Here is a 16,074-nt window from a genome sequence, read left to right as displayed (position 1 = left end):
ACTAAACGAGGGTGGCAGCTGTACGCAGGTTAGTAGACCGGTGGACACTCAAAGCCGGCGCACCCGAAAGTGCCCTACGCACAGCCGCCATTAACGCGGGCAGGCTTATGCACTTAGAGTGACCAAACTCGGGCTACTAAACCCGATCACCGAGAAATTCAGCGACCGGCAAACCTTAGAGACCGTCACCGAGGCGCACAAGCCGGCGGATTCTGACGTAAGCGTAGGCAGCGGAGCAAGGCGCTTACTGCAATGTAAGCCGCTTCCTACGGCTGTCCTACCTATCAAGTGGGCACGGTAGAAAAAGGTGGGAGCTGGCTTGCCTGCTCCCACATTGTGTGCGTTCAGCTCGACGTTCAGGTGCTCTCGCGCACCTGCAACTCAAACCCCATATCCACCACTGGCTTGGCCACCTTGTTGCCCGCCATGATCGTCAGCAAATGCTCCGCCGCCCGACGCCCGATGGCTTCCCGTGGCGTGCTGATGCTACTCAGGCGCGGCACCATGAATGAGGAAGCGGGCAGGTCGTTGAAGCCCAGCACCGCCACACGTTCAGGCACCTTGATGCCATGGCGCAGGGCTTCGAGCAGGGCGCCCTGGGCCAGGTCGTCGTTGCCGAAGAAGATCGCATCCACATCCGGATGCGCTGCCAGCAATTGCAGGAACAGTTCGCCGCCCAGGCCCACGGAGGAGGGACGTGGTGTCAAAAGCTCCAGCGCCGGGTCGTACATGCCCGCCTGCTGCAAGGCGCGGCGGAAACCTTCGCCGCGCAACAACGTGCGCTGATCCAACTGCGCGCCGATATAGGCCAGGCGCTTGCGCCCCCGGGACAGCAAGTGCGCCGCCGCGGTCTCGCCAGCGGCCAGTTGCGAGAAGCCCACGCAGTTCACCCCGGCATTAGGGTCCAGATCCATCATGTACACACAGGGCACATTGCTGGCCTCGACCATTCGTCGCGCGCTTTCGGTGCGGTCAAACCCGGTCAGCAGCAATCCCCGCGGCTGATAGGCCATGTAGTTGCGCAGCAGGTCTTCTTCTTCATCGCGCGAATAATGGGAGTTGCCGATCAGTACTTCAAAGCCCTTGGGCCGCAGTACCTGATGAATAGCTTCCAGGGTTTCGATAAACAGCAGGTTGGACAGTGACGGCACCAGCACCACCACCGAATGGCTCTGCGCCGAGGCCAGGGCGCGGGCGGCGGGGTTGACCACGTAGCTCAGTTCGGCGGCGGCCTGTTGCACCTTTTCTACCAGCTCCGTGGCGACCGTGCTGATACCGCGCAAAGCACGGGAGGCGGTAATCGGACTGACGCCAGCCAGGCGGGCGACTTCGTTCAAGGTGGGGCGACCCGTCGTGCGGGTATTTTTATCGTTCTTAGAGGTCATCAGGCAGCTTGCCAAACAAAAATCGAGGCACTAAGGTAGCGCTGTCTCCAAAGGGCTGCAAATTCTTGGATAAAGGGTTGCCTGATCCTGTCCAGCTCTTGAAGTCAATCTGTTGGAACGGATGCACGCGTCACTCCATAAAAATGACAAGTCGGCGCGGGAAAAGCCTGTTTTTGCACTAGCCTTACGCTATGCAAAGGTAGCGCTATCTGCGTCCTGAGGTGTTTCATGAGTCAACCTGTTACCGCCCTGGTCATCATGGGTGTTTCCGGCTGTGGCAAGTCCAGCGTCAGCCAAGCCCTGTGCGCCCTTAACGGCGCCACTGCCATTGAAGGCGACAGCTTTCACCCCGCCGCGAACATCGAAAAGATGAGCGCCGGCCACCCCCTCAACGACGACGACCGCGCCGGCTGGCTCGACATCCTGTGCGATGAACTGCGCCGCGCGTTGAAAGCGGGCGAGCATCCTGTACTGACCTGTTCGGCCCTGAAGAAAAAATACCGTGACCACTTGCGCGAAGCCGCGCCGGGCCTGGGTTTTGTCTTCCTGGAACTGACCCGCGAAGTCGCCGCCGACCGCGTGTCTCACCGCCCCGGCCATTTCATGCCGGCAAGCCTGATCGATAGCCAGTTCGCCACCCTTGAATCGCCCAAGGGCGAGCCGCTGACCCTGGCCTTGAACGCCAGTGAAGACAGCGTCGAGGAGCTGGCCGAGCAGACCAATACCTGGTGGCGCAAGCACGGCTTTGAACCTACTCATTAATTTTTTGCCGGAAAAGATAGCGCTATCCCCGGCAGGAAGTTCAACACCCGCTTTAATAACAACAACAAACAGGAGAGACCCCCCATGTTTGGCATGTCCCACGAGTCTTACCTGCTGCTAGATGCAGTAGTCACTATCATCGGGTTGATCGTACTGATCACCAAGTTCAAGGTGCACCCGTTCATCGCACTGATCATCGCGGCCGGTTTCCTCGGCCTGACCTCGGGTATGCCCGTGGACAAGATCATCAAGGCGTTCCAGGACGGCTTCGGCGGGGTGCTCGGCTTTGTCGGCATCATCCTCGCGCTGGGCACGATGCTCGGCAAGATGATGGCCGAGTCCGGCGGTGCCGATCAGATCGCCCAGACCCTGATCCGCGCCTTCGGCAAAGAGAAGGTCCAGTGGGCCATGATGTTCGCCGCGTTCCTGGTGGGCATCCCGCTGTTCTTCGAGATCGGCTTTGTATTGCTGATCCCGCTGGTGTTTATTGTCGCCCGGCGTACCGGCGTGTCGTTGATCAAGATCGGTATCCCGCTGCTGGCCGGTTTGTCGGCGGTGCACGGTCTGGTGCCACCGCACCCGGGCCCGCTGCTGGCCATCGGCGTGTTCGGTGCCGATATCGGCAAGACCATCCTGTACGGTCTGATCGTTGCGCTGCCGACCGCCATCATCGCCGGCCCGATTTTCGGTACGTTCATCGCCAAGTACATCCCGGGCAACCCGTCCCAGGAACTGGTGGACCAACTGGCCCGCGAGACCGATAACAAGTCGCTGCCAAGCTTCAGCATCACCCTGGTCACCGTGCTGCTGCCGGTGTTCCTGATGCTACTCAAAACCTTTGCCGACATCGCGTTCGCTGAAGGCAACGTGGTGCGTAACTGGATGGACATGATCGGCCACCCGATCACCGCACTGTTGCTGGCTTTGCTGTTGTCGCTGTACACCTTTGGCCATCGTCAGGGCATCCACTCCAAGCAGATCCTCAAGCTGCTCGACGCCAGCCTTGCGCCGACCGCCGCGATCATCCTGATCATCGGTGCCGGTGGTGGTTTCAAACAGATGCTGGTGACCAGCGGCGTGGGCGACGTGATCGGCCATATGGCGGTGAACGCGCAGATCAACCCGATCCTGCTGGCGTGGCTGGTGGCGGCGGTGATTCGGATTGCCACCGGTTCGGCGACGGTTGCGACCATTACCGGCGCGGGCATTGTGGTGCCGGTGGTGGGCATGATCCCAGGGGTTAACCGCGAGTTGCTGGTACTGGCGACGGGCGCGGGTTCGTTGATCCTGTCTCACGTCAACGATGCGGGGTTCTGGCTGGTCAAGCAGTACTTCAACATGACCGTGGCCGAGACGTTCAAGACCTGGACGGCGATGGAGACCATTCTGTCGATCGTGGCGCTGATCTTCATCATGTTGCTGTCGTTGGTAGTGTAAGCCACACCACAAAAGCAGTGGCGGCAACTCGATCAAAATGTGGGAGCTGGCTTGCCTGCGATAGCATCACCTCGGTACATCTGAAACACCGAGGTGTCTGCATCGCAGGCAAGCCAGCTCCCACATTAATTGGGTTTCTTCAGGTAGATCAGGTCAGGCTTTGCTGACCAACGCATCCGCCCTGAACATCCCGCGAATCCCACGCACGGCCTGGCGAATCCGGTCCTGGTTTTCGATCAGCGCAAAACGCACATGATCGTCGCCATACTCACCAAAGCCGATCCCCGGCGACACACACACCTTCGCTTCCAATAGCAGTTTCTTGGCAAACTCCAGCGAGCCCATGGCCGCGTACTGCTCGGGAATCTTGGCCCAGACGTACATCGACGCCTTCGGGTTCTCCACCATCCAGCCCAGCTCATGCAGGCCTTTGACCAGCACATTGCGACGCTGGCGGTACTGTTCAGCGATGTCCTTCACGCACTGTTGGTCGCCTTCCAGCGCTGCAATCGCCGCCACTTGCAGCGGGGTGAAGGTGCCGTAGTCGTGGTAGCTCTTGATGCGTGCCAGGGCGTTGACCAGTTCCGGGTTGCCTACCATGAAGCCGATGCGCCAGCCGGCCATGTTGTAGCTCTTGGACAGGGTGAAAAACTCCACCGCAATGTCCTTGGCGCCGGGCACTTGCATGATCGAGGGGGCTTTCCAGCCGTCGTAGACGATGTCGGCGTAGGCCAGGTCGTGCACCACCAGCACGTCGTACTGCTTGGCCAGGGCGATCACCCGTTCGAAGAAGTCCAGTTCCACACACTGCGCGGTGGGGTTGGACGGGAAGCCGAGGATCATCATCTTCGGCTTGGGGATCGAGCCGCGAATCGCGCGCTCCAGCTCAGCGAAGAAATCCACGCCCGGTATCAGCGGCACCGAACGTACCTGGGCACCTGCAATCACTGCGCCGTAGATATGAATCGGGTAGCTGGGGTTGGGCACCAGCACGGTATCGCCCTGGTCCAGGGTGGCCAGCATCAAGTGCGCCAGGCCTTCCTTGGAACCGATGGTCACGATGGCTTCGGACTCAGGGTCGATATCCACCGCGTAACGGTCCTTGTACCAGCGCGAAATCGCCCGGCGCAGGCGCGGAATGCCTTTGGAGGTGGAGTAGCCGTGGGTGTCTTCACGCTGGGCGACGGTGACCATTTTCTCCACGATATGAGGAGGCGTGGCGCCGTCAGGGTTACCCATGCTCAAGTCGATGATGTCTTCGCCGCGCCGACGCGCAGCCATCTTCAGCTCGGCAGTGATATTGAAAACGTAAGGGGGGAGTCGATCTATGCGCGCAAAGCGGCGCGGCGAACCTTGGTCTGCCATTGTTGCCTCGAGGTACGTAAGCGCCCGGAACCGTCCGAGCGACGTCGGCCACTGCGGTGGCCTGCGGGGCAGACAATAAGGGCGATGATGGCCAGTTGTCCAGATGCGTAGGAAATTTTTCTACATGGAGTACAACGCGGATATGCCCCTATACTCGATGCGGGTTTGTTCCCTCATAAGAAGGAGACTGTTCGTATGGATCAGCAGACAAAACAACCGTTGGAGTCACGCCTGGAAGCCGGTAAGGCCCTGGTGATCGCCGGGGTACAAGGGCGATATTCGAAGGCCACCGTGGGCGATATCCCACGGCTGTGGGAGTTGTTCGATACCTGCATCAAGGACATCAAGAAGCGCGTCGGCGGTGTGACCTACGGGGTGTGCCATAACCCGCATCACGGCGAATTCGATTACCTGGCAGGTGTTGAAGTCCCGGCCAGGAAAGACGTGCCAAGCAATTTCGAGGTGATCGAAATTCCGCCACTCAACTATGCCGTGTTCCCCCACTACGGGCCGGTGCAGGCGCTGGAGCAAACCTACGAGCGCATCATGTTCGAATGGCTGCCGCACTCGGGCTACAAAGTCATGGGCGCGGATTTCGAGCGCTATAGCGCGGACTTCGATGCCAGGAAGGGCACGGGGACGGTGGAAATCTGGCTGCCGATCGGGGAGCGGGGCTGACACTGCACCCGATGTCACGTAAACACGACATGCACGCTTAAAAGTCATGTTTACGTGACATTGCCGCTATGGATTAAACCTGAAGCTCAACCGGCGCTCATACCCTACGCGACCCTTGTACGCCTCACCGCGATCCACCCATCCTGCCCCCAGATACAACCCCATTGCCGCCAGGTTGTGGGCATCCACCGACAACTCCAACCCCTTGATCTGCGGCCAGGCCTCGCGCGCCACGGCGGGCAACGCCTGCAAACACATCTTGCCGTATCCACGCCCCTGTTGATGCCGGTCTACCTGTAGCGCGTGGAGTGTGGCGCTGTGTTCATCGGCCCAATGAGGCAGGCACGGTGGTCGCTTGAGCAGCAAGAACGCCACAGGAAGGTCGTCGACCAACAGCGCAAAGCCCTTGACCCCAGGGCTAGGGTTGGCGAGCAGGGTATTGAGGGCGCAATACATATCACCGCAAAACGGCAGTTGTTCAGGGTGAACTTCGATGGCGCCGACTTGCTGTTGTTGCACAGCATTCAGCGCCTCGTAGGCAACGAGGCGGGTTGGCATGGGGCTGTCCGAACGGCTGCAAGGGAAGTGGCAGTTTATCGGGTTTGAGCCACGGGAAATTATTTTTCAGGGGGATGTCGATTTCCCTTCGGGCCATTCGACTAAGGGTGTCTTCCGTGATTTTCCACCCCAAGGAGTCATCGCCATGAGCACTGCAATCAAGCGCCTGATCGAGCAATGGAAAGACGCCGTCGTCAGTCGCGATATCGACAAAATTGTCAGCTTTTACGCCGACGATATCGTCTCGTTCGACGCCGTAACCGCTCTGCAATTCAAGGGCAAGGCGGCCTACCGCGCGCATTGGGAGGCGTGCATGGAGCACTGCCCCGGCCCCGGCATCTTCGAGTTTCATGAATTGCATGTCGTCGATGCGCCAGACAGCGCATTCGCCCACTGGCTGGCCCACTGCGGCGGCGCCGGGCCGGACGGCGAGGTAAAGGCCTGCTGGATGCGCGTGACTGCCGGCTACCAGCGTATCGATGGCCAATGGAAGGTGGTGCACGAGCACTGGTCGGCACCGTTTGATATGCAAAGCGGCACGGCGTTGTTCGACCTGAAACCTTGAGCACTGCGAACTATAGTCAGTAGTCCGAAAACGGAGAACGCCATGAAATACCTGTGCTTGATCTACAGCGACGAACAGGCGTTGCACACCTCGCCCGACAGCCCCCACGACTCGGAATGTCTGGCCTACGCCGAGTCCATCCAGGCCAGCGGGCGCATGCTGGCCGCCGAGCCGCTGGAGTCAGTGACCACCGCCACCACCGTGCGCATGCGCAACGGCAAGCTGTCGATCACCGACGGGCCTTTTGCCGAAACCAAGGAGCAGCTCGCCGGGTTCTACCTGATCGACGCCAAGGACCTCAATGAAGCGCTCCAGGTGGCTGGCGGCATTCCGGCAGCCCGGGTCGGCAGTGTGGAAGTGCGCCCCGTGCGCCAATTGAATCTCTCAACACAATAATCAAAAGACTTGAGGAGGTTGCCCCGTGAACATTCAACCCGCCGAATTTGAACTGTCCATCAGCCGCTTGATCGATGCGCCGCGCCGCCGGGTGTTTCGCGCCTGGACCGAGCCAACCCTGCTGCAACAATGGTGGGGCCCCCACGGCATGACCACCCCTGAATGCGAGATGAACCTGTGGGTCGGCGGCTTGTTCCGCACCTTGATGCGCGCCCCGGATGGCAGCGAGTACCCGACCCAAGGCGTGTTCCTGGAGATCGACGCGCCCAACCGCCTGGTGTTTACCGACGCGTTCATGCCGGGTTGGGTGCCTTCGGGCAAGCCGTTCATGAGCGCCGAAGTCACCTTTGAGGAGGTCGGCGAAAAGACCCTCTATACCGCCCGCGCCATGCACTGGAGTGCCGAGGACAAGCAGGCCCACGAAGCCATGGGCTTTCATGACGGCTGGGGCCAGAGCCTGGACCGCCTGGTGAAGTTGGTGACCGAGGACATGGTCGATTGACCCAGCAGATCGACGCTATTTACCGCCGCGAATCACGCCGCGTGCTCGCGACGTTGATTCGTGTGCTAGGGGATTTCGACCTGGCCGAGGAGGCGCTGCACGAAGCATTTTTCGTCGCCCTGCAGCGCTGGCCCGAGGATGGCGTGCCGGATAATCCACGGGCGTGGCTGGTGTCCACCGGTCGCTTCAAAGCCATCGACCGCCTGCGTCGGCAGTCGCGTTTTACCCCGTTATTGGAAGAGCAGGCCGAGGCGTTGGAGGCCGCGCCTTGGAGTGATGAAGACGTGGAAGACGACCGCCTGCGCCTGATGTTCACTTGCTGCCACCCAGCGTTGGCAGCCGATGCCCAGGTTGCGCTGACCTTGCGCGAGATCTGCGACCTGAGCACCGAGGCCATCGCTCACGCTTTTCTAGCCACGCCCACCACCATTGCCCAACGCATCGTGCGCGCCAAGGGCAAGATCCGTGAGGCGAGAATTCCCTATCAAGTGCCGTCCCGCGCCGAATTGCCCGAACGATTGGACAGTGTGCTGCGGGTGATTTACCTGGTGTTCAACGAGGGCTATTCGGCCTCAGCGGGTGCCGACCTCACCCGCGAGGACCTGACCTTGGAGGCCATTCGCCTGGGGCGTTTGCTGCTGGAGTTGCTGCCCGAGCCGGAAGTCATGGGCTTGCTGGCGTTAATGTTGCTGCACGAGTCGCGTCGGCCTGCCCGCACTTCTGCCAGCGGCGAACTGGTGCTGTTGGACGCTCAGGATCGTACGCTTTGGGACAGGGCCTTGATCGCTGAAGGCTGCGCATTGGTGGAGCAGGCGCTGATGACGCCACGCTTCGGGCCGTATTGCTTGCAGGCTGCGATTGCCGCCGTGCACGCCGAGGCGCCCAGCGCAGGGGAAACCGATTGGCGGCAGATTGTCGGGCTCTATGATGTATTGCTCAGGTCTGTGCCGTCGCCGGTGATCGAGTTGAACCGTGCGGTAGCGGTGGCGATGGAGCAGGGGCCTTTGGCGGGGCTGGCGCTGGTAGACAACCTTTTGCAGCGCGGTGAGTTGCAGGACTATCACTTGGCGCATTCGGCGCGTGGGGAATTTTGCCGGCAGTTGGGGCGGTTTGACGAAGCTCGCAGCGCGTACGAAAAAGCGCTGTCGCTGACGCAACAGGCGCCAGAAAAACGCTTCATCACGCGACGCCTCGCCGAACTCAAATAGCCAACACGATGTTATGACGCCCCGCGATCCAATGTGGGCGCTGGCTTGCCTGCGATGACGGCCTGACAGCCAACGTCTCTCTAACGGCCCCCTCTACATTGCACTGCGTTCACTCCAGCATCTTGCCCAGCAACCAGCTCCCCGCAGGCCCCGGCGGCTGGTGCCGGGACCACAGCGCATCCACCGCCACCGAACGCGGCCAACTGCGCACCTTGAGTTCAACCAACTGGTTGCCGCCAAAACGCTCCACCAGCCAGCGCGGTATCGGTGCCCAACCAAAACCCAGCTGTGCCATTTCCATCAGCATCAGGTAACTCGGCGCCGACCATACTCGCTGCGTGCCGCGGTTTTCATTGGGGCTGATGATGCTCGCCAAACGCAACTCCCGGTGTTGTTGCAAGGTGTGCGGGTGAACCTTGTCCAGGTTCGCCAATGGGTGTCCAGGCGAGACAAACAGCGCGATCTCCGTGCGCTCTTCCACGGGGGAGAACGTCAGGTCCGGCGGGTAGGCTTCTTGTTTCTCGATAAACGCGATCTGCGCCCGGCCACTTTGCACCAGTGCGATCAAGTCTTCGCATTCCGCGATCAGGCATTCCAGCTCAAGGTCTGGGTAGCGTTGTTCGAAGGCGCTGAGAGCGACCTCGAATCGATCGGATTGGTAAGTATCGGACATGGCGAGACTCAACTTCGGCTCCAGGCCTTGCGATAACTGACTGGCTGCCAGCTCCAGGCGGCTACTGGCTTCCAGCACTTGCTCAGCCCGTTGCAGCAACACTTGCCCCGCCGGTGTGAGGGTCGGCTTGCGGCTGCTGCGGTCAAACAGCACCACGTTCAGGTCAATCTCAAGGCTGGCCACTGCCGCGCTCACGGTGGACTGGCTTTTGCCCAGCTTGCGCGCCGCCGCGGAAAACGAGCCTTGGGTGGCAGCCTGGACAAACGCCTGAAGCACTTCATGGGAGGCCATGACTATCGCCTTGATCGATGGTTATTGGTTATGAAGTATCGAGACAAAGCCTGATCATGGCAACCATCGTCACTCACGGAGCCGGGCCATGACCCCTACCAAATCCCTTACTGAACGCGTTTTTCAAGCCCTTGGTTTCGAGGGGTTGGCCTTATTGATTTGCACGCCGCTGTTGGTGTGGATCACCGGCCGGCCAGCGCTGGAGATGGGCGCAGTGACCCTGGGCATCAGCCTGTTGGCACTGAGCTGGAACGTGGTGTTCAACAGCCTGTTCGACCGCCTTAAAAATCGCCTGCAACTGGCCAACGGTGGTTGGACCCGTGTGCTGCATGCGCTGCTGTTTGAAGGCGGCCTGATCCTCTTGGCAGTGCCGTTGATTGCCGCCTTGATGAAGATCAGCCTGTTGGAAGCCTTCATCCTCGACATTGGCGTGTTGTTGTTCTTCCTGCCGTACACCTACGTGTACCACTGGGGTTATGACGTGCTGCGCGAGAAATTCGCCGGTAAAACCCCAGTTACCCCGTAGGCGTGCGTCGCTTATAGGAACATCCCGCCCGACGCCTCGATCCGCTGGCCGGTGATCCAATGACTGCCATCGGCCAGCAAGGTCGAAATCGCCCCGCCAATGTCGTCCGGCAAGCCTACGCGGCCCAGGGCGGTGTTATTGGCAACCATCGCATTCACATCGGTGTTATCGCGCACCGCGCCGCCGCCGAAGTCGGTGGCAATCGCGCCCGGTGCCAGGGTGTTCACGGTAATACCCCGTGGGCCCAGTTCTTTAGCCTGGTAGCGCGACAAGACTTCCACCGCGCCTTTCATAGATGCGTAGGCGGCATACCCCGGCAGGCTGAAGCGCGCCAGGCCGCTGGAGATATTGATGATGCGCCCGCCATCGCTGATCAGCGGCAGCAGTTTCTGCGTGAGGAAAAACGGTGCCTTCACATGGATCGCCACCAACTGGTCGAACTGGGCTTCGGTGGTTTCGGCAAAGCTTGCGTAGGTGCCAACCCCGGCGTTGTTGATCAGGAAGTTGAAATGCTCCTGGGCGAACACATCCTTGAGCAGTGTGCCGATCTGGCCAACGAATGCATCGAAGGTTGCGCTCTGGCTGACGTCCAGTTGCAGCATGGCGGCGCGACCGCCCAAGGCCTCTACCTGGGCAACCACGGCTTGGGCTTCGGCCGCTGCGCTGTGGTAAGTGCCGATGATGTCGATGCCTTGCGCAGCCAGGTGCAGGGCGGCGCTTTTGCCCAGGCCACGGCTAGCGCCAGTGATGAGTGCGATTTTACGGGTCATGGTGCAGTCCTCGAATGGGGTGAGTGGGACTGAGTGTATTTGTCCGGCCATAACGTGATAAACAGGCTGATATCGAAATCACTGGCCGGATAAGGCGAACAATCTAATGAACAAGCTTGAGCTGCTGCGCACCTTCGTACGCGTTACTGAGTTGTCGAGCTTTACCCAGGCCGGCCAAAGCCTGGGCTTGCCGCGCTCTACGGTCTCCGAGCATGTGCAGGCGTTGGAGGAGTTGCTCGGCGCTCGGCTGTTGCAACGCACCACGCGCAAGGTGCAGGCGACCCAGGATGGTCGTGTGTTGTATGAGCGCAGCAAGGATCTGCTGGCGCACATGGAAGAGTTGGAAGGTTTGTTCCGTCAGGACGAAACCCAATTGGCCGGACGCATACGGGTGGACATGCCCAATGTCATGGCGCGGGGCGTGATCTTGCCGAACTTGCCCACGTTCATGGCGCGCCATCCGCTGATCGACATGGAAATCAGCTGTTCGGACCGCCAGGTGGACCTGATCGCCGAAGGTTTTGATTGCGTGGTGCGCGTCGGCGCCCAGCCCGATCAAACTGTGGTAGCGCGGCGGGTGTGCAGCATGCCGATGGTCAACTGCGCGAGCGCGGCGTACCTGCAACGGTATGGCGTGCCCGACACCCTGGCAGACCTGGCGCATCATCAGTTGGTGCATTACGTGCGGCCGCTGGGCGCACGCTCGGCCGGGTTCGAATACCTGGTGGGCAACAAGGTGCAGCGGTTGCCGATGGCAGGCCGGGTGACGGTCAACAGCACCGACGCCTATCAATCGGCGTGCCTGGGCGGGTTTGGCATTACCCAGGTGCCGCAACTCGGGATACACGACTTGTTGGCCAGCGGCGAGTTGGTGGCGGTGCTGCCCGACTACCAGGCGCCGCCCTTGGATGTGTCGTTGCTGTACGCCGGCCAGCGGCATCTGCCGTTGCGGGTGCGGGTGTTCATGGACTGGTTGACCGCCATCCTGCAAGCTCATCTTTAACGGCGTGCCGACAACTGCTGGGGCGCCAGGAACGCGTCGTGGAAGTAATCCCGGAACGCTTGCATCGCGGGGGTAAACGCGCGCTCGCGGTGCCAGGCCAGGCCGACGCTCATGGGTGTGACCGGGTCGGTCACGGTCAGGGTTTCGATGCGTTTGCCTTCCAGGGACCAGGGCCGGTGCACCAGGTCTGACAGGATCGCCACGCCGCTGCCATTGGCAACCATGCTGCGCACCGCCTCCACCGAGCTGGTGCGCAGCCGCACCTTGGGCGTTTGCCCGGCCTGTTCCCAGTAGCGCATGGCGCTGTGTTCGGCTTCATCGACGGTGAGCAAGATGTAGGGTTCTTGGGCCACGTCGGCCAGGCTCACGGCACCGCGTTCGCACAATGGGTGATGGCTGGGCAGCCACAGGCGGCGTTCGGAGTTGAATAGAATTTCCGAGACGATATCCGCGTGGGTGAGGTTGGCAGTGAGCACCACAGCCATGTCGAACTGGCCGTCGAGCAGGCCCTGTTCGATGGCCTGGCGCTCCTGTTCGAACACCTCGATGGTCACGTCCGGATGCCAATGCTCCATGCGCTGTAAATGGTGCGGCAGGAAATAACCCAGCACGGTGTAGCTGGCCGCCACCCGCAGCACGCCGCTGGCGCGGTAGTCCGGCAACGGGCTGTTGAGGGCATCCTCCACGCTGCGCACAATCACATAGGCACGGTTGAGAAAATGCCGCCCGGCATCGGTGAGGTTCATGCCTTGGGCCGAGCGCACGAACAACTGCACGCCGAGCATGGCTTCCAGCTCCTTGATCGCTGTGGTCACCGCCGATTGGGAAATATTCAGGTGAATTGCTGCCTGGGAAATCTGGCCGATTTCCGCAGTGGCGACGAAATAGCGAACCTGGCGCAAGGTTAAAGACATATCGCACTCTGCTTATTGATCGTTCCCACGCTCTGCGTGGGAATGCCTCTTGTGACGCTGCGCGTCACGGTCTCAAGTGCGGACGCAGAGCGTCCATGGCTGCATTCCCACGCAGAGCGTGGGAACGATCGGGGGTCGAGGATAAAAAGCTATCTGATTTTCAGAAGATGGGCCATCTGATAATAGATCTTCCCAAGGGGTCAAGCCACGGCCTACTTTGCGGGCATCACCTTTGGCGGAGCGACCTTGATGCAGGCAGTGGATTTCAATTCAGACATGGGCGAAGGCTTTGGCCCCTGGACCATCGGCGACGGCGTCGACGCAGAGCTGATGGCCTATATCAGCTCGGCCAATATCGCCACCGGCTTTCACGCCGGCGACCCAGGCACCATGCGCCGCACCGTCGAGCGCGCCAAGCAACGGGGTGTGGCCATCGGCGCACACCCAGGCTTTCGTGACCTGGTGGGTTTCGGTCGTCGGCATATCAACGCACCGGCCCAGGAACTGGTGGACGACATGCTCTACCAGCTCGGTGCCCTGCGCGAAATAGCCCGTGCCCAAGGCATGAGCCTGCAACACATCAAGCCTCACGGCGCGCTCTACATGCACCTGGCCCGCGATGAAGAGGCCGCCCGGCTGTTGGTGCAAAACCTGCAAATCATCGAGCCCACGCTGATGCTGTACTGCATGCCCAACTCGGTGATCTGGCGCATTGCCAAGGAACTGGGGCAGCCGGTGGTGCGCGAGTTCTATGCCGACCGTGAATACGACCTCAGCGGCTCCATCGTGTTTACCCGCAATGTGCGGGCGCTGGACCCCGCCACAGTGGCCGCGCGCGTCTTGCGTGCGTGTCAGACCGGCCTGGTACGTACCGTCGAAGGCGAAGACCTGGCGATCGAATTCGATTCCATCTGCCTGCACAGCGACACCCCTGGCGCCCTGGAGCTGGTGGGGGCCACCCGTGAAGCCCTGGACCAGGCGGGTATCGACGTCAGAACACCCCGATAAGATCCCCCCCTTACTTTTTTGCCTGCCTTTCTACAATGATTCCAAGAGGAACAGACATGGCTGAAACGTCCCCCATCCGCTACAGCTTCGGCGGTGATGAACACCTGTTTGCCGAGGTCAGCAACAGCATGTCCCTGGAGGCTTTTTTCAAGGGCATGGCGGTGACCCGCGCCGTGGAGCGCCTGGCACTGGAAGGCGTATTGGATGTCTGCCTGGCCAACGCATCGTTCCAGATTCGCTTCGACCCTGACCGCATCGCCCCTCAGGCGCTGCTCGACGCCGTGCAAAGCGCCGAAGCCCAGGCCGTGGCCGAACGCACCTTGCGCACGCGCATCATCGAAATCCCGGTGCTCTATAACGACCCCTGGACCCACGAAACCCTGATGCGTTTTCGTGACCGCCACCAAGACCCCAGCGGCACAGACCTGGAATACGCGGCACGCATCAATGGCCTGGCCGACGTGGACGCGTTCATCGCCGCCCACAGTGGCGCGCCGTGGTTTGTGTCGATGGTCGGCTTTGTCGCGGGCTTGCCGTTCATGTTCCAGATGGTCGAACGCGAGCGGCAATTGCAGGTGCCCAAATACCTGCGCCCACGCACCGACACGCCGAAACTGACCCTGGGCCATGGCGGCTGCTTTGGCTGTATCTACTCGGTGCGTGGCGCGGGCGGTTACCAGATGTTCGGCGTTACCCCGGCACCGATCTACGACCCGGCGCAGCAGTTGGCGTACCTCAAGGAGCACATGGTGTTCTTCCGCCCTGGCGATATCGTGCAGTTCAAGCCGATGGACCGCGAGGCTTATGACCTGGCGGTCGCCGAGGTGGACGCCGGTCGTTTCGACTTGCGCATCCGCCCGGTGGAGTTTTCCCTGGATGCCTTTCTTGCTGACCCCATCGGCTACCCGAAAACCCTGCAGGAGGCGCTGGCATGATCAAGGTCCTCAAACCTGGCCTCGCCACCTCCGTGCAGGACCTGGGCCGCGAAGGTTATTACCACTTGGGCATCCCGCCGTCGGGGGCGCTGGACCAATACGCGTTGAGTGCGGCCAACCACCTGGTGGGCAATCCTGTGGGCGCGGCGGGCCTGGAATGCACGCTGATCGGGCCGGAGCTGGAGTTCCAGCAGGACGCGCTGGTGGCCTTGAGCGGCGCCTTGATGTCGCCGCGCCTGGACGGTGAAGTGGTGCACCAGGACACCGCCTTTGCCGTGCGCGCCGGGCAGGTGCTGCGGTTCGAGTTTCCCAAGGCCGGCGCACGCACCTACCTCGCCGTCGCCGGCGGTATCGACGTGCCGTTGGTGCTCGGCAGCCGCTCCACCTACACACTCGGCGCCCTCGGCGGGTTTAACGGCCGACGCTTGCAGGAGGGCGATCAATTGCCGATCGGTACCGCCAGCGGTATGGGGCGTGCGGGCAACAGCTTGCCGATGGCGTTGCGGCGTTCGGTCGGCGGCGATGTGACGTTGCGGGTAGTGCCGGGGCTGTATTACGAGCGCTTGACTGACGAGGCCAAAAGCAGCTTTTTTGCCGAGCCGTGGACGGTGGGCTCCGAGGCCGATCGCATCGGCTACCGCTTCAAGGGCGGCAGCGCGTTGAGCTTCCAGCCACGGGAACAGCCGTTTGGCGCGGGCTCCGATCCTTCCAACATCGTGGACAGTTGCTACCCGATTGGCTCGATTCAAGTACCGGCGGGGCTGGAGCCGATTGTGTTGCACCGCGATGCGGTGTCGGGCGGTGGCTACGCGATGATTGGCACGGTGATCAGCGCCGACCTGGACTTGATCGGGCAGATGCAGCCCAACCAGCGAGCGGGGTTTGTGGCGGTGAGCCTCGAGGAGACTTTGGAGGCGCGGCGGGTGTACAAGAAGCGCCTCAAAGCGATGACGGGACTCTTCAATCACTGAATAAACGCAAACTGCTGTGGGAGCTGGCTTGCCTGCGATAGCGGTGGGCCAGCTTGCATTGTGTTGGCTGATACACCGCAATCGCAGGCAAGCCAGCTCCCACAGTTGGGCTCATTTCAATTTGAGA

18 protein-coding genes are annotated in these 16,074 nt (G+C 61.1%); 12 read left to right on the top strand and 6 right to left on the bottom strand.

Annotation, left to right across the window (positions count from 1 at the left end; all coding sequences use genetic code 11):
• Nucleotides 1–356: 356 nt before the first annotated feature.
• A complete protein-coding gene (gene gntR, locus JMV15_RS19285; protein WP_161793224.1) occupies nucleotides 357–1,388 on the bottom strand; it encodes an HTH-type transcriptional regulator GntR in 1,032 nt (343 codons plus the stop codon).
• A gap of 225 nt (nucleotides 1,389–1,613) precedes the next feature.
• Here gntR and JMV15_RS19280 point away from each other — a divergent pair, with 225 nt between their 5' ends.
• Nucleotides 1,614–2,147, top strand: coding sequence for a gluconokinase (locus tag JMV15_RS19280; RefSeq protein WP_014719641.1), 534 nt, complete (start codon nucleotides 1,614–1,616; stop codon nucleotides 2,145–2,147).
• 84 nt (nucleotides 2,148–2,231) lie between these two features.
• Nucleotides 2,232–3,584: a GntP family permease gene (locus tag JMV15_RS19275; protein ID WP_014719640.1), complete on the top strand. Its 1,353-nt coding sequence runs from the start codon at nucleotides 2,232–2,234 to the stop codon at nucleotides 3,582–3,584.
• Between the two features lie 153 nt (nucleotides 3,585–3,737).
• Here JMV15_RS19275 and alaC read toward each other — a convergent pair whose 3' ends face one another.
• Entirely contained in the window at nucleotides 3,738–4,949 is a 1,212-nt protein-coding gene (gene alaC / locus JMV15_RS19270) for an alanine transaminase (protein ID WP_020303120.1), read from the bottom strand.
• A gap of 195 nt (nucleotides 4,950–5,144) precedes the next feature.
• Here alaC and JMV15_RS19265 point away from each other — a divergent pair, with 195 nt between their 5' ends.
• Nucleotides 5,145–5,627, top strand: a complete 483-nt coding sequence (locus JMV15_RS19265; protein WP_032902784.1) for a GyrI-like domain-containing protein — start codon at nucleotides 5,145–5,147, stop codon at nucleotides 5,625–5,627.
• Nucleotides 5,628–5,693: 66 nt separating this feature from the next.
• On the opposite strand, the gene JMV15_RS19260 is transcribed toward JMV15_RS19265, so the two are convergent.
• The gene (locus JMV15_RS19260; RefSeq protein WP_014719637.1) at nucleotides 5,694–6,185 is read right to left on the bottom strand and encodes a GNAT family N-acetyltransferase; all 492 of its coding nucleotides are present in this window, start codon (nucleotides 6,183–6,185) and stop codon (nucleotides 5,694–5,696) included.
• 145 nt (nucleotides 6,186–6,330) lie between these two features.
• On the opposite strand from JMV15_RS19260, the gene JMV15_RS19255 reads away from it, so the two are divergent.
• The 4 genes from JMV15_RS19255 to JMV15_RS19240 are packed head-to-tail and all read left to right on the top strand — an operon-like array spanning nucleotide 6,331 to nucleotide 8,856.
• A complete protein-coding gene (locus JMV15_RS19255; protein WP_019819316.1) occupies nucleotides 6,331–6,750 on the top strand; it encodes a YybH family protein in 420 nt (139 codons plus the stop codon).
• 42 nt (nucleotides 6,751–6,792) lie between these two features.
• Complete coding sequence (locus JMV15_RS19250) at nucleotides 6,793–7,146, top strand: YciI family protein (protein WP_014719635.1); 354 nt, start codon at nucleotides 6,793–6,795, stop codon at nucleotides 7,144–7,146.
• A 25-nt stretch (nucleotides 7,147–7,171) separates the two neighbouring features.
• Nucleotides 7,172–7,648, top strand: a complete 477-nt coding sequence (locus tag JMV15_RS19245) for an SRPBCC family protein (protein ID WP_019819312.1) — start codon at nucleotides 7,172–7,174, stop codon at nucleotides 7,646–7,648.
• A complete protein-coding gene (locus JMV15_RS19240) occupies nucleotides 7,645–8,856 on the top strand; it encodes an RNA polymerase sigma factor (protein WP_014719633.1) in 1,212 nt (403 codons plus the stop codon). Before JMV15_RS19245 ends, JMV15_RS19240 begins: the two co-directional genes overlap by 4 nt.
• A gap of 109 nt (nucleotides 8,857–8,965) precedes the next feature.
• Here JMV15_RS19240 and JMV15_RS19235 read toward each other — a convergent pair whose 3' ends face one another.
• The gene (locus JMV15_RS19235; protein WP_014719632.1) at nucleotides 8,966–9,820 is read right to left on the bottom strand and encodes a LysR family transcriptional regulator; all 855 of its coding nucleotides are present in this window, start codon (nucleotides 9,818–9,820) and stop codon (nucleotides 8,966–8,968) included.
• 88 nt (nucleotides 9,821–9,908) lie between these two features.
• On the opposite strand from JMV15_RS19235, the gene JMV15_RS19230 reads away from it, so the two are divergent.
• Nucleotides 9,909–10,346: a multidrug/biocide efflux PACE transporter gene (locus tag JMV15_RS19230; RefSeq protein WP_014719631.1), complete on the top strand. Its 438-nt coding sequence runs from the start codon at nucleotides 9,909–9,911 to the stop codon at nucleotides 10,344–10,346.
• Between the two features lie 11 nt (nucleotides 10,347–10,357).
• Here JMV15_RS19230 and JMV15_RS19225 read toward each other — a convergent pair whose 3' ends face one another.
• Nucleotides 10,358–11,116, bottom strand: a complete 759-nt coding sequence (locus tag JMV15_RS19225; RefSeq protein WP_014719630.1) for an SDR family NAD(P)-dependent oxidoreductase — start codon at nucleotides 11,114–11,116, stop codon at nucleotides 10,358–10,360.
• A 106-nt stretch (nucleotides 11,117–11,222) separates the two neighbouring features.
• On the opposite strand from JMV15_RS19225, the gene JMV15_RS19220 reads away from it, so the two are divergent.
• On the top strand, nucleotides 11,223–12,119 hold the full coding sequence (locus JMV15_RS19220) for a LysR family transcriptional regulator (RefSeq protein ID WP_014719629.1): 897 nt from the start codon (nucleotides 11,223–11,225) through the stop codon (nucleotides 12,117–12,119).
• Here JMV15_RS19220 and JMV15_RS19215 read toward each other — a convergent pair.
• A complete protein-coding gene (locus JMV15_RS19215; protein ID WP_014719628.1) occupies nucleotides 12,116–13,033 on the bottom strand; it encodes a LysR family transcriptional regulator in 918 nt (305 codons plus the stop codon). The genes JMV15_RS19220 and JMV15_RS19215 overlap by 4 nt on opposite strands.
• 249 nt (nucleotides 13,034–13,282) lie before the next feature.
• Here JMV15_RS19215 and JMV15_RS19210 point away from each other — a divergent pair, with 249 nt between their 5' ends.
• Genes JMV15_RS19210 through JMV15_RS19200 form a run of 3 tightly spaced genes read left to right on the top strand, consistent with a single transcriptional unit; the run spans nucleotide 13,283 to nucleotide 15,947 of the window.
• Nucleotides 13,283–14,041 (top strand): 5-oxoprolinase subunit PxpA, encoded by a 759-nt coding sequence (locus JMV15_RS19210; RefSeq protein ID WP_014719627.1) that lies wholly within the window; start codon nucleotides 13,283–13,285, stop codon nucleotides 14,039–14,041.
• A 56-nt stretch (nucleotides 14,042–14,097) separates the two neighbouring features.
• A complete protein-coding gene (locus JMV15_RS19205) occupies nucleotides 14,098–14,976 on the top strand; it encodes a 5-oxoprolinase subunit B family protein (protein WP_014719626.1) in 879 nt (292 codons plus the stop codon).
• Nucleotides 14,973–15,947, top strand: a complete 975-nt coding sequence (locus tag JMV15_RS19200) for a 5-oxoprolinase subunit C family protein (RefSeq protein ID WP_201491868.1) — start codon at nucleotides 14,973–14,975, stop codon at nucleotides 15,945–15,947. Before JMV15_RS19205 ends, JMV15_RS19200 begins: the two co-directional genes overlap by 4 nt.
• The last annotated feature ends 127 nt before the right edge of the window (nucleotides 15,948–16,074 follow it).

The organism is Pseudomonas paracarnis, assembly GCF_904063055.1.
GTDB classification, from domain to species: Bacteria; Pseudomonadota; Gammaproteobacteria; order Pseudomonadales; family Pseudomonadaceae; genus Aquipseudomonas; species Aquipseudomonas paracarnis.
Note: the sequence above shows the minus strand (reverse complement) of the source record. Positions and strands in the feature narration are given on the sequence as shown.

Bases quoted from the DNA above. Each gene is read 5' to 3' on its own strand.
- JMV15_RS19280 (WP_014719641.1), top strand. From the start codon at position 1,614: ATGAGTCAACCTGTTACCGCCCTGGTCATCATGGGTGTTTCCGGCTGT.
- JMV15_RS19275 (WP_014719640.1), top strand. From the start codon at position 2,232: ATGTTTGGCATGTCCCACGAGTCTTACCTGCTGCTAGATGCAGTAGTC.
- alaC (WP_020303120.1), bottom strand. From the start codon at position 4,949: ATGGCAGACCAAGGTTCGCCGCGCCGCTTTGCGCGCATAGATCGACTC.
- JMV15_RS19265 (WP_032902784.1), top strand. From the start codon at position 5,145: ATGGATCAGCAGACAAAACAACCGTTGGAGTCACGCCTGGAAGCCGGT.
- JMV15_RS19260 (WP_014719637.1), bottom strand. From the start codon at position 6,185: ATGCCAACCCGCCTCGTTGCCTACGAGGCGCTGAATGCTGTGCAACAA.
- JMV15_RS19255 (WP_019819316.1), top strand. From the start codon at position 6,331: ATGAGCACTGCAATCAAGCGCCTGATCGAGCAATGGAAAGACGCCGTC.
- JMV15_RS19250 (WP_014719635.1), top strand. From the start codon at position 6,793: ATGAAATACCTGTGCTTGATCTACAGCGACGAACAGGCGTTGCACACC.
- JMV15_RS19235 (WP_014719632.1), bottom strand. From the start codon at position 9,820: ATGGCCTCCCATGAAGTGCTTCAGGCGTTTGTCCAGGCTGCCACCCAA.
- JMV15_RS19230 (WP_014719631.1), top strand. From the start codon at position 9,909: ATGACCCCTACCAAATCCCTTACTGAACGCGTTTTTCAAGCCCTTGGT.
- JMV15_RS19225 (WP_014719630.1), bottom strand. From the start codon at position 11,116: ATGACCCGTAAAATCGCACTCATCACTGGCGCTAGCCGTGGCCTGGGC.
- JMV15_RS19220 (WP_014719629.1), top strand. From the start codon at position 11,223: ATGAACAAGCTTGAGCTGCTGCGCACCTTCGTACGCGTTACTGAGTTG.
- JMV15_RS19215 (WP_014719628.1), bottom strand. From the start codon at position 13,033: ATGTCTTTAACCTTGCGCCAGGTTCGCTATTTCGTCGCCACTGCGGAA.
- JMV15_RS19210 (WP_014719627.1), top strand. From the start codon at position 13,283: ATGCAGGCAGTGGATTTCAATTCAGACATGGGCGAAGGCTTTGGCCCC.
- JMV15_RS19205 (WP_014719626.1), top strand. From the start codon at position 14,098: ATGGCTGAAACGTCCCCCATCCGCTACAGCTTCGGCGGTGATGAACAC.
- JMV15_RS19200 (WP_201491868.1), top strand. From the start codon at position 14,973: ATGATCAAGGTCCTCAAACCTGGCCTCGCCACCTCCGTGCAGGACCTG.